General features: G+C 66.9%; 14 protein-coding genes and 1 pseudogene. 4 read left to right on the top strand and 11 right to left on the bottom strand.

From position 1 onward, the window contains the following. Together ACQKDV_RS11945 and ubiE are read right to left on the bottom strand one after the other, a co-directional pair. A pseudogene (locus tag ACQKDV_RS11945) lies at nt 1–1,289 on the bottom strand (M1 family aminopeptidase/hydrolase); the annotation flags it as partial. Nucleotides 1,290–1,470: 181 nt separating this feature from the next. After that, entirely contained in the window at nt 1,471–2,232 is a 762-nt protein-coding gene (gene ubiE, locus ACQKDV_RS11940; RefSeq protein ID WP_427783949.1) for a bifunctional demethylmenaquinone methyltransferase/2-methoxy-6-polyprenyl-1,4-benzoquinol methylase UbiE, read from the bottom strand. An 80-nt stretch (nt 2,233–2,312) separates the two neighbouring features. Here ubiE and ACQKDV_RS11935 point away from each other — a divergent pair, with 80 nt between their 5' ends. The 3 genes from ACQKDV_RS11935 (at nt 2,313) to ACQKDV_RS11925 (ending at nt 3,939) form a co-directional block, all read left to right on the top strand. Beyond that, on the top strand, nt 2,313–2,765 hold the full coding sequence (locus tag ACQKDV_RS11935; protein ID WP_094002387.1) for a nucleoside deaminase: 453 nt from the start codon (nt 2,313–2,315) through the stop codon (nt 2,763–2,765). A 351-nt stretch (nt 2,766–3,116) separates the two neighbouring features. After that, on the top strand, nt 3,117–3,443 hold the full coding sequence (locus ACQKDV_RS11930) for a hypothetical protein (protein WP_079223409.1): 327 nt from the start codon (nt 3,117–3,119) through the stop codon (nt 3,441–3,443). A 73-nt stretch (nt 3,444–3,516) separates the two neighbouring features. Further along, a complete protein-coding gene (locus ACQKDV_RS11925; RefSeq protein ID WP_427783948.1) occupies nt 3,517–3,939 on the top strand; it encodes a low affinity iron permease family protein in 423 nt (140 codons plus the stop codon). A 76-nt stretch (nt 3,940–4,015) separates the two neighbouring features. Here ACQKDV_RS11925 and smeF read toward each other — a convergent pair whose 3' ends face one another. The 3 genes from smeF to smeD all read right to left on the bottom strand — a co-directional run bounded on the left by smeF (nt 4,016) and on the right by smeD (nt 9,849). After that, nucleotides 4,016–5,416, bottom strand: coding sequence for a multidrug efflux RND transporter outer membrane subunit SmeF (smeF, locus tag ACQKDV_RS11920; protein ID WP_427783947.1), 1,401 nt, complete (start codon nt 5,414–5,416; stop codon nt 4,016–4,018). Nucleotides 5,417–5,526: 110 nt separating this feature from the next. After that, complete coding sequence (gene smeE, locus ACQKDV_RS11915) at nt 5,527–8,649, bottom strand: multidrug efflux RND transporter permease subunit SmeE (RefSeq protein ID WP_427783946.1); 3,123 nt, start codon at nt 8,647–8,649, stop codon at nt 5,527–5,529. 12 nt (nt 8,650–8,661) lie between these two features. Next, on the bottom strand, nt 8,662–9,849 hold the full coding sequence (gene smeD / locus ACQKDV_RS11910; RefSeq protein ID WP_427783945.1) for a multidrug efflux RND transporter periplasmic adaptor subunit SmeD: 1,188 nt from the start codon (nt 9,847–9,849) through the stop codon (nt 8,662–8,664). A gap of 235 nt (nt 9,850–10,084) precedes the next feature. On the opposite strand from smeD, the gene ACQKDV_RS11905 reads away from it, so the two are divergent. Next, on the top strand, nt 10,085–10,738 hold the full coding sequence (locus ACQKDV_RS11905; RefSeq protein WP_427783944.1) for a TetR family transcriptional regulator: 654 nt from the start codon (nt 10,085–10,087) through the stop codon (nt 10,736–10,738). Between the two features lie 164 nt (nt 10,739–10,902). On the opposite strand, the gene hslU is transcribed toward ACQKDV_RS11905, so the two are convergent. The 6 genes from hslU to lptM all read right to left on the bottom strand — a co-directional run bounded on the left by hslU (nt 10,903) and on the right by lptM (nt 15,699). After that, nucleotides 10,903–12,276, bottom strand: a complete 1,374-nt coding sequence (gene hslU / locus ACQKDV_RS11900) for an ATP-dependent protease ATPase subunit HslU (protein WP_427783943.1) — start codon at nt 12,274–12,276, stop codon at nt 10,903–10,905. Between the two features lie 104 nt (nt 12,277–12,380). Beyond that, nucleotides 12,381–12,932 carry an ATP-dependent protease subunit HslV gene (hslV, locus tag ACQKDV_RS11895; protein ID WP_427783942.1) on the bottom strand — a complete coding sequence of 184 codons (552 nt, stop codon included), beginning with the start codon at nt 12,930–12,932 and terminating at the stop codon, nt 12,381–12,383. A 111-nt stretch (nt 12,933–13,043) separates the two neighbouring features. Continuing rightward, nucleotides 13,044–13,916, bottom strand: a complete 873-nt coding sequence (gene xerC / locus ACQKDV_RS11890; RefSeq protein ID WP_427783941.1) for a tyrosine recombinase XerC — start codon at nt 13,914–13,916, stop codon at nt 13,044–13,046. Between the two features lie 16 nt (nt 13,917–13,932). Beyond that, nucleotides 13,933–14,607, bottom strand: a complete 675-nt coding sequence (locus ACQKDV_RS11885; protein WP_427783940.1) for a DUF484 family protein — start codon at nt 14,605–14,607, stop codon at nt 13,933–13,935. Continuing rightward, nucleotides 14,604–15,455, bottom strand: coding sequence for a diaminopimelate epimerase (gene dapF / locus ACQKDV_RS11880; RefSeq protein ID WP_427783939.1), 852 nt, complete (start codon nt 15,453–15,455; stop codon nt 14,604–14,606). Before dapF ends, ACQKDV_RS11885 begins: the two co-directional genes overlap by 4 nt. Next, a complete protein-coding gene (gene lptM, locus ACQKDV_RS11875) occupies nt 15,448–15,699 on the bottom strand; it encodes an LPS translocon maturation chaperone LptM (RefSeq protein WP_427783938.1) in 252 nt (83 codons plus the stop codon). The genes dapF and lptM overlap by 8 nt, the downstream gene beginning before the upstream one ends. Nucleotides 15,700–15,922 lie beyond the last annotated feature (223 nt).

The following is a 15,922-nucleotide window of genomic DNA, read 5'->3' as shown; positions in this document are numbered from 1 at the left end:
TGGTCCAGCGTGTGTTCGGGCAGCGGCGTGGCCGGCAGTGCAGGCACCAGCAGCAGCCTCGTCGGGGTCACGCTCGTTCAGCGGCGGCAGTGCCAGCGCCTGGTCGGCCGGGCTCATGTCCTTCTCTTCGGCCAGCAGATCGGTCTGGTCGATCTGCTTTTCCATTTCGGCCATCTCCTTGCCGTACAGTGCTTCGGTGATGCGGCCCTGGACGTAGGTGGTGAAGCCTTCATTGAGCCAGATGTCCTTCCAGCTGGCGTTGGTCACCAGGTTGCCCGACCAGCTGTGCGCCAGTTCATGGGCGACCAGCGAGACCAGCGACTTGTCACCGACGATCACCGTCGGGGTGGCGAAGGTCAGGCGCGGGTTTTCCATGCCGCCGAACGGGAACGACGGGGCAGCACCAGCATGTCGTAGCGGCCCCAGCGGTACTGGCCGTACAGCTTCTCGGCGGCACCGATCATCTTCTCGGTGTCTTCGAACTCCTTGGCGGCCTTGTTGACCATGGTCGGTTCGGCCCATACGCCGGAGCGGCCGGAAATCGGCTCGAACACCAGGTCACCGGCGGCGATGGCCAGCAGGTAGGACGGGATCGGCTGCGGCATCTTGAAGGTGTAGTCGCCGTCACGCGCGGCCTTCGGATCGTTGTCGGCGCTCATCAGCACCATCACGTCCGGGCGCGAGGTCACGTGTGCGCTGTAGGTGAAGCGCACGCTCGGGGTGTCCTGCAACGGCACCCAGGAACGGGCGTGGATGGCCTGCGACTGGCTGAACATGAAGGGCAGCTTCTTGCCCTCGGTCATCGACGGCTCCAGCCACTGCAGGCCCGAGGCAGTCGGCGCGGTGTGGTAGGTCACTTCCACCTTGGCCGGCTGCTGCGGCGCTTCGATGGTCAGCTTGCTGCCGAAGACCTTGTCGACCGGGGCCAGTTCGAACTTCAGTTCGCTGCGCGCGCCATCGGCGGAGATGGCCTCGACCTTGGACACGCTCAGCTCACGGGTGTCGAGCACCAGCTGCTGGGCGTCCTTCCGCTTCCATTCCAGGGTGTAGGTGGCGGTGCCGCCGATCTGTTTCTGGTCGAAGTCCAGCTTCAGATCCAGCGCGATGTCCTTGATGACGACCTTGTCCGGCTCGGCGTACGAGCTTTCGTCGTGGCTGCGGTTCTCGGCGTTCACGGGGGCGGCAGGGGCCTTTTCGGCAGTCGGGGCGGCGGCGGGCGCGGCCGCCTCCTGGGAGCAGCCGGCGGCCAGGGCCACGGCCAGCGGAAGGAGCATCAGCGGATTACGCATGAATCGGGACCGTTACGGGGATCAAACCCCAATGGTACCTCGCCCCGCCCCGGACGCGTTGCGCGGTGCGGGGTATGGCAGGCCACAGCACCGGGAATGCCGGCCAGCGGCCGGCAACCTCGTGCCCGGTCATGCACTGCGCCGATGCCGGCCAGCGGCCGGCACTACCGGAACCGCGGGCTTACAGCTTGTAGCCGGAATGGATCGAAACGATGCCGCCGGTCAGGTTCTTGTAATGGCAGCGCTCGAACCCGGCCTGCCCCATCATGGCCTTCAGCTCGTCCTGCGGCGGGTGCTTGCGGATGCTCTCGGCCAGGTACTGGTAGCTGTCCGAATCGTTGGCGAACAGCTTGCCCAGCTTCGGCAGGATCCTGAACGAGTGGAAGTCGTAGATCGGCTTGAACCAGTCGGCGGTGACTTCGGAGAACTCCAGCACGCGGGCCTGCCCGCCCACCTTCAGCACGCGGTACATCTCGCGCAGGCCGGCGTCCTTGTCGGTCACGTTGCGCAGGCCAAAGGCAATCGTCACCAGGTCGAAGCTGTTGTCCGGGAACGGCAGGGCTTCGGCATTGCACTGCACGTAGTCCAGGCCGAGCACCAGGCCGCGGTTGGTCAGGCGGTCACGGCCGACCGACAGCATGCCGGCATTGATGTCACCCAGCACCACCGAGCCCTCGGCGCCCACGCGCTCCTTCAGCAGGGCGGCGATGTCGCCGGTGCCGCCGGCCAGGTCCAGCACGCGGTCACCCGGCTTCACCTGCGCGGTGGCCACGTAGTAGCGCTTCCAGGCCCGGTGCACGCCGAGGCTCATCAGGTCGTTCATCAGGTCGTAGTTGCGCGCGACCGAGGTGAACACCTCGCCGACAAGCTTCTGCTTGTCCTTGGCGGCCACGTCGCGGAACCCGAAATGGGTGGTACCGGATTTGTAGGGGGATTCGCTCATGGGCTGATTATCGCACCGCCGGGGCCGCTGCGGGGCACCCGGGCCTTATCATGGCGGCCCATGACCCACCGGAGCCCCGCATGATCACCACGCCCGACTACCAGGCCCTGCTGCAGACCGCCATCGCCGAAGCCCGCCAGGGTCTGGCCGAGGGCGGCGTGCCGATCGGCGCGGCGCTGTACCACAACGACGGCCGCCTGCTCGGCTGCGGCCACAACCGCCGCGTGCAGGAAGGCGACCCGTCCGTGCATGGCGAAACCGATGCCTTCCGCAAGGCCGGCCGCCAGCGCCGGTACCAGGACACCATCATGGTGACCACCCTGGCGCCCTGCTGGTACTGCTCGGGCCTGGTGCGCCAGTTCAACATCGGTACGGTGGTGGTGGGCGAATCGCGCACCTTCCAGGGCGGCATCGACTGGCTGCGCGAAAACGGCGTCAACGTGATCGACCTGGACAGCCAGGAATGCGTGGACCTGCTGGGTGGCTTCATTGCGCAATATCCGGAAATCTGGAACGAAGACATCGGCGAATAAGCGCCTGCACGCGACGCTTCATCCAGCAACATGAACACTTCAGCGCCGGCACAGCCTTGTGCCGGCTGCCTCTGCGGGCGTTATTGGGCACTGGCGCACAGTCAGCTGCATACGCTGCACACGCGCTGCTGACACCGCCTTCGCACCGCACGCCTACGGTGGCATCACTTGGCCCCCTGTCCCGGCGCAGCAACGCGTTGGCCGACATGGCCGAAGACCTCGGCGCGGTGCCGCACGCGCAGCTGATCGACGGCAACACCGGCTGCACACCGCGCTGACACTGCATGCACCGGCACCTGCGCCACACTGCGATGACCCCCCACTCCCTGTCACCAACCGAATTGGAACGCCATGCACGCTGAAGTCCCCGCCATCCCACCGGTCATCGATGTTGATGCTGAACTCGATCACTGGCGCCGGCAGCACGCCGACGGCGCGTTGCCGCACAATTCGTTCGGCTCCTACGTCCCGTGGATCAAGTTCGCCTGCGATTCGTTGATCACCCAGCCGCGCGCCAGCAATGCCGAGCGCGATGAGACGTTCCAGACCCAGTACGCGCTGCAGATCATGCCGCGCCTGAGCGAGGCACAGGCCCGCGAGTTCGTCGATCGCTGCTGGCAGCACGTCTACCAGACCAGCCGCGTGCGCCTGCAGGACGCTCCCCGCCTGCGCGCCTGAGTACCGGCGCGGCTGCACGGCCCGTGCACGCGCCGCTGCCGATCATCCTCGTCACCCGGGTGGAATGACGACGATGAAAGCGAGGAACCTGTTCAACATGATCGCCAAGAAGGCCGCGGCCGCCACCGGCTCGCCGTGGACCTTCCTGGCAGCGGTGGGGATCGTGGTGGTATGGGGCATCAGCGGCCCTGTGTTCGGCTTCAACGATACCTGGCAGCTGGTCATCAATACCGGCACCACCATCATCACCTTCCTGATGGTGTTCCTGATCCAGCACACGCAGAACTCGGATACGGCCGCGATGCAGATCAAGCTGGACGAGCTGATCCGCGCCACCGCCGAGGCCAACAACGAGCTGCTGGATCTGGAAGAAATGGACGAGGAACGGCTGGAGGAGATCCGTGCCGAATACGAGCGCATGGCACGCGAAGCCGGCGACGCGCTGGCCCGGGTACGTTCCTGCCGCGCTGCACCGCGCGATGATGAAGCGATCTGACACCAGGTGAACGACATGCCGGCCAGCGGCCGGCACTACCAGGTAGTGCCGGCCGCTGGCCGGCATGTCGTTCACCTCAGCCGCGTTCGTGCCAACCGCCGCCCAGCACCTTGTACAGGGTGATGCGGTTGGCCTGCTGGGCCAGTTCGGTCTGCAGGCGCGTCTGCTGCGCGCCGTAGGCGGTGCGGCGTGCGTCCAGCAGGGTCACGAAGCTGTCCAGGCCGGCGTCATAGCGGGCCTGCGACAGGCGGTTGGCCGTTTCGGCTGCTTCCACCAGGCGCTGCTGCGCGCTCACCTGCTCGTCCAGGCTGACATTCAGCGCCAGCGCGTCGGAGGTTTCGCGGAAGCCGCTCTGGATCGCCTTTTCATACTGCGCCAGGGCGATATCACGATCCGCATTGGCCACGGCCAGGTTCGCGCGCAGCTTGCCGCCCTGGAAGATCGGCAGGGTGATCTTCGGCAGGAAACTCCACACGCGGGTACCGCTGTCGAACAGGTTGGACAGTTCGTTCGAACCACTGCCGATGCTGCCGGTCAGGGTGATGCTGGGGAAGAACGCGGCGCGCGCGGCACCGATGTTGGCATTGGCCGCCAGCAGCTGGTGTTCGGCGGCCATGATGTCCGGGCGCTGCAGCAGCACGTCGCTGGGCAGGCCGGCCGGCGGCGGGGCCAATGCCAGCAGTTGCGGTTCGATGCTGTCTGGCAGCAGGTCCGCATCGACCTGGCCACCGGCCAGCAGGGCCAGCGCGTTGCGGTCCTGGGCCAGCTGCCCGCGCAGGCGGGCGGCGTCGGTGCGCGCGGTTTCGACCAGCGTGCGGGTCTGGCTCAGCTCCAACCCGGAGCTGCCGCCGCGTTCATGGCGGGCCTCGGCCAGGCGCAGCGAATCCTCGTAGGTCTTCAGCGTGGCCTCGGAAATCTTCAGCTGCTGCGCATCGGCACCGTAGGTCAGCCACGCGGTGGCGGTCTCGGCCACCAGGCTCAGCTGCGCGTTGCGCCGGTTGGCGGCCACGGCGAAGTACTGCTGCAGGGCGGCCTCGCTGAGGCTGCGCACGCGGCCGAACAGATCCAGCTCGAAATCGGCCACGCCAACGCCGGCGGTGAACTGCTCGGTGACACCCGCCTGGGTACCCTGGCGTTCCATCTGGCCGGTGGCGCCCAGGACGGGCACGCGGTCGGCACGCTGCACGCGGTACTGGCCGCGTGCTCTTTCCACGTTCAGCACCGCCACGCGCAGGTCGCGGTTGTTGTCCAGCGCCTGGCCGATCACCTGCCGCAGGCGTTCATCGGTGAAGAAATCGCGCCAACCCAGTGCGGCCACGTCGGTGACTTCACCCTGGCTGGCCTCGGCCGGCCACTGCGACGGAATGGCCGGGGCAACGGCGGTGTCCTTCGGCACCAGGGAGGAACAGCCGGCCAGCGCGAGCGTGGCGGCGATGGAAAGGAACAAAGGTGCGGTTTTCATGGGAATGACTTCCATCGGTACTGCCGGATGGCAGGAGGTAGTGCCGGCCGCTGGCCGGCAACCTCGTTGGATTCACATCAAACGATCAGCAGTTGCCGGCCAGCGGCCGGCGCTACCGGCTTGGGTTACGTCGCGGTCCTGCGCTTGAACACGCGCTGCACCACCACGAAGAACAGCGGGATGAAGAACACGCCCATCACCGTGCCCACCAGCATGCCGCCCAGCACGCCGGTACCGATGGCGCGCTGCGCACCGGAACCCGCACCGGAGGCGATGGCCAGCGGCAGCACGCCCAGGCCGAACGCCAGCGAGGTCATGATGATCGGACGCAGGCGGTCGCGTACCGCATGCATCGTCGCTTCGATCAGGCCCGCGCCCTTCTCCAGGTTTTCCTTGGCAAATTCCACGATCAGGATCGCGTTCTTGCTGGTCAGGCCCACCGTGGTCAGCATCGCCACCTGGAAGTAGATGTCGCGTTCCATGCCGCGGAAGGTGTTGGCCAGCACCGCACCGAGAATGCCCAGCGGCGCCACCAGCAGCACCGAGGTCGGCACGCTCCAGCTTTCATACAGCGCAGCAAGGCACAGGAACACGATCAGCAGCGAAAGCGTGTACAGCAGCGGCGTCTGCGAACCGGCCTGGCGCTCCTGGTAGGACAACGCGGTCCATTCGATTTCGAAGCCCGGCGGCAGATCCTTCGCGATGCGCTCGATCTCGGCCATCGCATCACCGGAGGCGACGCCGGATGCCGGCTCGCCCTGGATTTCCATCGCCGACACACCGTTGTAGCGTTCCAGGCGCGGCGAACCGTAATCCCAGCGCTTGGTGGCGAAGGCACTGAACGGCACCATTTCGCCCTGCCCGTTCTTCACCGACCAGACGTTGAAGTCGTCCGGATTCATGCGGAACGGTGCATCGGCCATCACGTACACGCGCTTGACGCGGCCACGGTCGATGAAGTCATCGATGTAGCTGCTGCCCCACGCGGCGGCCAGCGTGTTGTTGATCGAGCTGACCGACAAGCCCAGGGCGCTGGCCTTTTCCACGTCCACGTCGATGCGCAGCTGGGGGGTGTCTTCCTGGCCGTTGGGGCGTACGTTGGCCAGCAGCGTGCTCTGGCCCGCCGCCCCCAGCAGCTGGTTGCGCGCGGCCAGCAGGGCGTCATGGCCCTTGCCGCTGGTGTCCTTCAGGAAGAACGTGTAGCCCGAACCGATGCCCAGCTCCGGCATGGCCGGCGGCGGGAAGGCGAAGATGAACGCATCCTTGATCTGGCCCAGCGCGCCCATCGCACGCCCGGTGATCGCACCGACGCTGTGGTCGGCATCGCGCTCCTTCCAGTCCTTCAGCTTGACGAAGGCCATGCCCGCGTTCTGGCCCATGCCGGCGAAGCTGAAGCCCTGCACGGCGAAGATGGACTCGACCGCGTCGGCCTCGTTCTTCAGGAAGTGGTCTTCCAGCTTGGCCATCGCTTCCAGCGTGCGTTCCTGGGTGGCACCGACCGGGGTCTGCACCAGCGCCATCATGATGCCCTGGTCTTCGTTGGGCAGGAACGAGCTGGGCAGGCGCGCGAACAGCACGCCCATCACCACGGCCAGGGCGACGAAGATGCCCATGAAGCGCCACGGGCGATGGATGATGCCCTTCACGCCGCGCTGGTAGGTTTCGCTGGAACGGTCGAAGCCACGGTTGAAGCCGTTGAAGAAACGACCCAGCAGGCCGGTGTGCGCGACATGGTGCTCGCCCTTCTTCAGCGGCTTGAGCATGGTCGCGCACAGCGCCGGGGTCAGCACGATGGCCACCAGCACCGACAGCGCCATGGCCGAAACGATCGTGGCCGAGAACTGGCGGTAGATGATGCCGGTCGAGCCGCTCATGAAGGCCATCGGCACGAACACCGCTGACAGCACCAGGCCGATGCCCACCAGCGCGCCGGTGATCTGGCCCATCGACTTGCGGGTGGCTTCCAGCGGCGACAGGCCCTCTTCGGACATGATGCGTTCGACGTTCTCCACCACCACGATGGCATCGTCCACCAGCAGGCCGATGGCCAGCACCATGGCGAACATGGTCAGCATGTTGACCGAGAAGCCCAGTACCGCCAGCACGCCGAACGTGCCCAGCAGCACCACCGGCACGGCGATGGTCGGGATGAGGGTGGCGCGGAAGTTCTGCAGGAACAGGTACATCACCACGAACACCAGCACGATCGCTTCGATCAGGGTCTTGATGACGCCCTTGATCGAAACCTGCACGAACGGGGTGGTGTCGTACGGCACGACGGTTTCCAGGCCGGCGGGGAAGCTGGCCTTCATCTCATCCAGCGCGGTGCGTACGCCCTTGGCGGTGTCCAGCGCGTTGGCGCCGGTGGCCAGGGTGATGGCGATACCGGTGGAGGGCTTGCCGTTGTAGCGGGTGACGAAATCGTAGCTTTCCGCACCCAGTTCGACGCGGGCGACATCACCCAGGCGCAGTTCGCTGCCATCGGTGCCGCCACGCACCAGGATGTTGCGGAACTGTTCCGGGGTCTGCAGGCGGTCCTGCGCGTTGATGGTGGCGTTGAGCTGCTGGCCCTTCACCGACGGTGCACCGCCGAGCTGGCCGATGGCCACCTGTGCATTCTGCGCGGTGATGGCCGCGGTCACTTCATCGACCGACAGCTTGTAGGTGTGCAGCTTGTTCGGGTCCAGCCAGATCCGCATGGCGTACTTGCCGCCGAACACCTGGATGTTGCCCACGCCCGGCACGCGGCTCAGCGTGTCGACGATGTTGGATCCCACGTAGTCGGCGATGTCGTTGGCATCCATGCTGCCGTCGTTGGACACAAAGCCGATGACCTGCAGGAAGCCGCTGCTGGACTTGGCCACGTTGATGCCCTGCCGCTGCACTTCCTGCGGCAGCAGCGGCATGGCCAGCTGCAGCTTGTTCTGCACCTGCACCTGGGCGATGTCCGGGTTGGTACCGGCTTCGAAGGTGAGGCTGATGGTGGCCTGGCCGTTGGCCGAGCTGTTGGAGGAGAAGTAGATCAGGCCATCGAGGCCCTTCATGTTCTGCTCGATGATCTGCGTCACCGAGTCTTCGACCACCTTGGCCGATGCACCCGGGTAGGTGGCGCTGATCTCGACGGCCGGCGGGGCGACCTCCGGATACATCGACACCGGCAGCTTCACCACCGCCAGCGCACCGGCCAGCATGATGATGATGGCGATCACCCACGCGAAGATGGGTCGATCAATGAAAAAACGTGCCATGGAATTCTCCGCTTACTTCGCGTCGCCGGCCGGCTGGGCGGCGGGCTGCGGGGTGGCGGCCGGCTGTGCCGGGGCGGCGCCCTTCTCGGTGGCCTGCACGGGCATGCCGGGGCCGATCTTCTGCAGGCCTTCGACGATGACCTTGTCACCCGGCTGCAGGCCGTCCTCGACCAGCCACTTGTCGGCCAGCGCGCGGCTGACCTTCACCGGGCGCACTTCCACCTTGTTGTCCTTGCCCACCACCATGGCGCTGGTATCGCCCTTGGCATCGCGGGCGATGCCCTGCATCGGCACCAGCACGGCATCGGCGCGCACACCGCCGCCGATCACCGCGCGCACGTACATGCCCGGCATCAGCAGGCCTTCGGGGTTGTCCACCTTCACCCGCAGCGCGTAGCTGCCGGTGGTCGGGTCCACGCTCACTTCGGAGAACTCCAGCGCGCCCTTGTGCGGGAACTCACTGCCGTCTTCCAGCAGGATGGTGACCGGCAGGGTCTGGTTGTCCTGCAGACGGCCGGCCGCCAGTTCGCGGCGCAGCTGCAGCAGTTCGGCCGAGGACTGGGTCAGGTCAACGTAGATCGGGGTGAGCTGCTGCACGGTGGCCAGCGCATCGGCCTGGCCGGCGCTGACCAGCGCCCCCTGGGTGACGCTGGACTTGCCGATGCGGCCGCTGATCGGCGCGGTGATGCGTGCATAGCCGAGGGTGACGTTGGCCGCATCCAGCGACGCCTTGGCTGCACCGACATCGGCTTCGGCCTGCTTCTGCGCCGCGATGGCGTTTTCCAGGTCCTGCTGGCTGACCGCATCGACCTTGGCCAGCTCGGTGATGCGCCTGGCGCTCAGGCGCGCGGCATTGGCGGTGGCTTCGGCGCGGGCCAGCTGGGCGCGGGCGCTGTTGGCCTGGGCGCGGTAGCTGGCGTCGTCGATCTGGTACAGCGGTTGCCCTTCCTTCACCAGGCCGCCCTCAGTGAACAGCCGCTTGGCGACGATGCCACTGACCTGCGGGCGCACTTCGGCCACCAGGAAGGCATTGGTGCGGCCCGGCAGTTCGCGGGTCAGGCCCACGCTTTCCGACTTCAGGGTGACCACGGTCACCTGGCCGGGGCCTTGCGGAGGCTGTTCGGGTTGGCCACCGCAGGCGGCCACGGTCGCGGCGATGGCCAGCGACAGCAGGAAGGGGCGGATTCGGGTCAGGGGCATGGGGCGGGGGCTCGGGAAGGGAAAGGATTCTCAGCTTGCCGTGATACGCAGCTGCCGCCCGGTCCAGGGGCGCGGTTGTCGCATCGGGCAGGCATCCCCGCGCACAGCGCAGGCGTCGGCAGGCGCGCATACACGACGGGGAGCATGACGATGAAATATACATACATGATTGTTTGTTTGTAAAGCGGTACAATTCAGGCTGGTTTCACCGGCACTGCTAACCACTCTCTGACCCATGGCGCGCAAGACCAAAGAGGACACCCAGGCCACCCGCGAAGGCATCCTTGATGCGGCCGAGGCCTGCTTCCATGAACACGGGGTGGCCCGGACGACGCTGGAGATGATCGGCGCGCGCGCCGGCTATACCCGCGGCGCGGTCTACTGGCACTTCAAGAACAAGACCGAGGTGCTGGCGGCGATCATCCAGCGGGTGCACCTGCCCTTCATGCAGGAACTGGAGCGCACCTCCAGCGACGAGCGGCGCACGCCGATCCACGACCTGCGCGCGGTGATGATCTACTCGTTCATCGAGCTGTCCGAGGACGAGCGCCTGCGCAAGACCATGGAAATCATGCTGCGCAGCGATGCCTCCTCGGAAAGCCGGGCGCTGGCCGAGCTGCAGCAGTCCGGGTTCCGCGATGCGCTGGAGCGGATGGAGCGCGCCCTGCGCCGTGCGCAGGATCTGGGCCAGCTGCGCGACGGCGCCGACCCGAAGATCGCCGCGCGCATGCTGCACGCGACCATCCTGGGCGTGTTGCACGGGGCGATGGTCGAACCGGACCTGATGGACCTCAAGCGCGACGGCATGCTCGCGCTGGACATGACCCTGGCCGCCTACGTGAAGGAAGGCGTGTTCGTGCCGGGCTCGATTCCCGAGCCGCTGCCGTAAGGGTCGCATCCGCCGGGCATGGCCCGGCGAGCGCGAAGCGCGGCCCGCGTTCGATGCAATGCACGCCAGAAGGAAAACCGCCGGGCCGGCCCGGCAGTAGATCCACGCCATGCGTGGATGCCGTACGCGCAAACGAAAAGGCCGCCTTTCGGCGGCCTTCTGCATTACAGGATGTAGCGGCTCAGGTCCGGGTCCTGCACCAGTTCACCCAGGTGAGAATCGACGTAGGCGCTGTCGATGGCCAGGGTTTCACCGTCACGGTCCGGCGCTTCATAGCTCAGCGAATCCAGCAGGCGTTCCAGCACGGTGTGCAGGCGGCGGGCACCGATGTTTTCCTGGCGCTCGTTCACCAGGAAGGCGATCTCGGCCAAGCGGTCGATGGCATCGGGAGTGAAGCTGACCTTGACGCCTTCGGTGGCCAGCAGCGCTTCGTACTGCTTGGTCAGCGCAGCCTTCGGTTCGGTCAGGATGCGCACGAAGTCGTTCTTGCTCAGCGCGCCCAGTTCCACGCGGATCGGGAAACGCCCCTGCAGTTCCGGAATCAGGTCGCTGGGCTTGGCCAGGTGGAACGCGCCCGAGGCAATGAACAGGATGTGGTCGGTCTTGATCGTGCCGTACTTGGTGGACACGTTGGACCCTTCCACCAGCGGCAGCAGGTCGCGCTGCACGCCTTCGCGCGACACATCACCGCCGCCCACGTTATCGCCGCGCTTGGCGACCTTGTCGATCTCATCGATGAAGACGATGCCGTGCTGTTCGCAGGCTTCGATGGCCGCGGTGCGGATGTCATCCTCGTTCACCAGCTTGCCGGCTTCTTCTTCCACCAGCAGCGGGCGCGCGGCCTTGATGGTCAGCGTGCGCTTGTGTGCCTTGGCCCCGCCTCCGAGGTTGGCGAACATCGACTTCAGCTGCTGGCCCATTTCCTCCATGCCCGGCGGGGTCATGATGTCCATGCTGACGTTGGCGGCCAGTTCGAGTTCGATCTCGCGCTCGTCCAGCTCACCGTTGCGCAGCATCCTGCGGAACTTGATGCGGGTTTCGTTGTCCTGCGCCGAGGGCTCGTTGCGCGCCACGTCCGGATCGAAGCCGATGCCACCGCTGCGGCGTGGCAGCAGTGCATCGAGGATGCGGTCTTCGGCGCGTTCTTCGGCCTGGGTACGCACGCGCACCTTGGCCTGCTCGCGATAGAGCTTGACGGCGGTATCGGCCAGATCGCGGATGATCTGTTCGACGTCCTTGCCGACGTAGCCCACTTCAGTGAAGCGGGTCGCTTCGACCTTCACGAACGGCGCATTGGCCAGGGTGGCCAGGCGGCGTGCGATCTCGGTCTTGCCGACGCCGGTCGGGCCGATCATCAGGATGTTCTTCGGCATTACTTCATTGCGCAGCTCCGCCGGCAGCTGCATGCGGCGCCAGCGGTTGCGCAGGGCGATGGCCACCGCGCGCTTGGCGTCGTGCTGGCCGACGATGTGCCGGTCCAGTTCCTGCACGATCTCGCGCGGGGTCATGGTGGCGGAGGAAACTTCGATCTTCGACATGGATGTGCTCACGAATTCGTTGTCGGTAGTGCCGGCCGCTGGCCGGCAACCAGGCACGCGTGCGGGGGGCTCATGAGGTTGCCGGCCAGCGGCCGGCACTACCCTCAGAGCTCTTCGACCACCACGTTGCGGTTGGTGTAGATGCAGATGTCGCCGGCGATGCCGATCGCCTCGCTGGCGATGGTGCGCGCATCCAGTCCGGTGTGCGCCATCAGCGCGCGCGCGGCCGACAGTGCGTAGGAACCACCGGAACCGATGGCGATGATGCCGTCCTCCGGCTCGATCACATCGCCGGTGCCGCTGATGATCAGCGAGGTTTCCTTGTCGGCAACGGCCAGCAGGGCTTCCAGCTTGCCCAGGCGGCGTTCGGTACGCCAATCCTTGGCCAGCTCCACGGCGGCGCGCTGCAGCTGGCCATGCTTTTCCAGCTTGGCCTCGAACAGTTCGAACAGGGTGAAGGCATCGGCGGCGGCACCGGCGAAGCCGGCCAGCACCTGGCCATCGCGCCCCAGGCGGCGCACCTTGCGCGCGTTGCCCTTCATCACCGTGTGGCCGAGGGTGACCTGGCCATCACCGGCAATGGCCACGTGCTCGCCGCGGCGTACGCAGACGATGGTGGTGGCGTGGAAAACGTTGGGGTTCTGACTGGGGTCCATGATGCCTCCGGGATGACAGAGCCAGAGGTGGGGACTGCGCCGGGAGTGATCAAGCCTGCGCGGATGGCTGCCGTTCAGGGCGAAGGCAGAGATACCGCTGCGCTCGCCGGGCTACCGGCGGCGCTTGGCGCGCGGGTGCGCGGCGTCGTAGACCTTGGCCAGATGCTGGAAATCGAGGTGGGTGTAGATCTGTGTGGTGGCGATGTCGGCATGGCCGAGCAGTTCCTGCACGCCGCGCAGGTCGCCGGACGATTCCAGGATGTGGCTGGCGAAACTGTGCCGCAGCATGTGCGGGTGCACGTGCTTGAACAGGCCCTGGCGCTGGGCCAGCTGGCGGATGCGGACCTGCACCGCGCGCTGGCTGATCGGCCCGTTGCGCCCCGGGAACACCGGCGTCGCCGGGCCACCGCCACTTTCCGCGCGCCAGGCCTGCAGCGCTTCACGCGCGGGGCGGCCGAACGGCACCCGGCGCTGGCGGTTGCCCTTGCCCAGCACGTTGACCAGGCCGCTGTCGAAATCCAGGTCACGCCAGGTCAGCGCACACACTTCACTCAGGCGCAGGCCGGAGGAATAGAACAGTTCCAGCAGCGCGCGGTCGCGGCGGCCGAGTTCGCCTTCCGGCTCCAGTTCGACCAGCTGCACCGCTTCATCGGCATCGAGCACCTGCGGCAGGCGCCGTGGTGCACGTGGCGCCTTAAGGGTTGCGGCAGGGCTCACTTCGATACGCCCGTGCTTGAGCAGCCAGGCGTAGAAGCTGCGGCACGCCGACAGGCGGCGCTGCAGGCTCGTGGCCGACAGCCCGCGACGATGCTCGTCGGCGACGAACTGACGCAGCATCTCCGCATCCAGCGCCTCCACCGCCACGCCGCGCGGCTCGGCCCACACGGTAAGCGCATCCAGATCACGGCGGTAGGCATCGAGCGTATGCGCCGACATCCGCCGTTCCACCTGCAGGTGCTGCAGGAACTGCTGTACCGCGCTCATCGTCGTGCGACCCGGCTCAGTGCTCGAAACGCTTCAGGCCGGCCACCAGGGCATCGCCCATCATGCGCAGGAACAGCGTGCCCATGCCCGGGTAGAAGCGGTTGGGGTCGTGGCTGCCGACGGCGATCAGGCCGATGCCCGGCAGCGGCAGCAGTGCGGTGGTCTGCACTTCATCGCTGCGCGCGCCATACAGCACGGCGTTCTTTTCCGGCTGCAGGCGCCCACAGATCGGCTCGCCGTCCTTCAGGCAATCGCGGAACGGGCCCAGCTGTGCATCGTCTGCGGCGATCACCTGCAGCCAGTCGGCCTGTTCCAGCCCGGCCACCGGCGCGTGCACCACCAGCCGCACCAGGTCGCCGGCAAAATCCTCCTGCAGCGAGGCCGCCATCGCACGCAGGGTGTCGGCAGCGTTGTCCTGCTTCATCAGGGCCAGGGTCAGCTGGTGCGTACGCACGGCCAACCGCTCGTTGACCTGGGCAGTGGCGCCCAGATCGGCCAACCGTCGCGCCAGCTCGCGGTTCTTCTCGCGCAGCACTTCCAGCTGGTAGCTGGCCAGCGACGCGGTGGGGCCGTCATCGCGCGGCACCACCAGGGTCAGGGCCAGGTCCGGGAATTGCTTGAGGAAGCCGGGATGGCGCCGCAACCACGCAGCTACGTCATGGCCCCCGAGCTTGTCGACGGTCTCACTCATGCGATCCACTCCCCTTCGAAGACGAATGCGGTCGGGCCGGCCATCACCACCGGCTGGCCCTCGCCCGGCCACTGGATGCGAAGTTCGCCACCGCGCAGGGTGATGCGTGCGTCGCGCTGCAGGCGGCCGCGCTGCATCAGGGTGACGGCGGCGGCGCAGGCACCACTGCCGCAGGCCAGGGTTTCACCGACACCCCGCTCGTACACGCGCAGGCGGGCATGGTCAGGACCGACCACCTGGGCGAAGCCCACGTTGACCGACTGCGGGAACGAGGCATGCTGCTGCAGCAGCGCCCCCACGCGCTCGACCGGCGCGGCATCGATCAGGCCCACTTCGATGACCGCGTGCGGATTGCCCATCGACACCGCCGCGAAGCGCACGGTCTCGCCCTGCAGTGGCATCAGGTACTCGTCGCGCGGATGGGCGAAGCCGACCAGCGGCACCTGCGCCGGTTCGAACGCCGGCACGCCCATGGCGACCGAGAAGCGGCCATCGCCCAGCACCTGCACGTCGTGGCTGGCCAGCGGGCTGTCGATCACGAAGCGCTCGCCCTGCGCACTGCCCTCGCGCACCAGCCAGGCCGCGATGCAGCGCGCGCCGTTGCCACACTGCTCGGAATTGGAGCCATCGGCATTCCAGATCCGGTAGGACGCCACCGAGCCGTCCGCACGCGGTGCCTCGATGGTCAGGATCTGGTCACAGCCCACGCCGGTGTGGCGGTCGGCCAGGCGCGCGGCCAGTTCAGGGGTAGGCGGCAAGGTGCCGTCACGCAGGTCGATCACTACGAAATCGTTGCCCGCGCCATGCATCTTGCTGAAGCGCAGGGCGGTGGAGCTGGTCTTACTCATTCCCACCGTCCACCGGCTTGATCGGGTCCGGGGTGACCGAGGGGCTGCCGTCCGTGGTGGGCTGAGTCGCGGCGGGGGTGGCTTCCGGGGTGGTTTCAGGCGCAGCGGCCGGCTCGACCGTTTCTTCCACCGGCACCGGCTTCTGCGGCAGTACCAGCGGGCCCTTGTTGCCACAGGCGGACAGGAACAGCAGCGAGGCCGCTGCCAGCGGAATCAGGATGGCGTTGCGATGGGGGATCTTCATGCGCCCGAGTATAGCCATTGGCGGCTGAGCGGACGGTAGAGTCGACCGTTGGTCGACTGCTCTGCCGGACGGCCGCGAAACCCCCGCGCTGCGCGCGATCGTCGACCAACGGTCGACGCTACCCCTCCGCTGGTAGAGTCGACCGTTGGTCGACTGCTCTGCCGGTCGGCCGCGAAAACCCCGCGCTGCGCGTGATCGTCGACCAACGGTCGACGCTACCCCG

Source organism: Stenotrophomonas sp. NPDC077659 (assembly GCF_050268705.1).
In the GTDB taxonomy this organism is placed as follows: domain Bacteria; phylum Pseudomonadota; class Gammaproteobacteria; order Xanthomonadales; family Xanthomonadaceae; genus Stenotrophomonas.
Note: the sequence above shows the minus strand (reverse complement) of the source record. Positions and strands in the feature narration are given on the sequence as shown.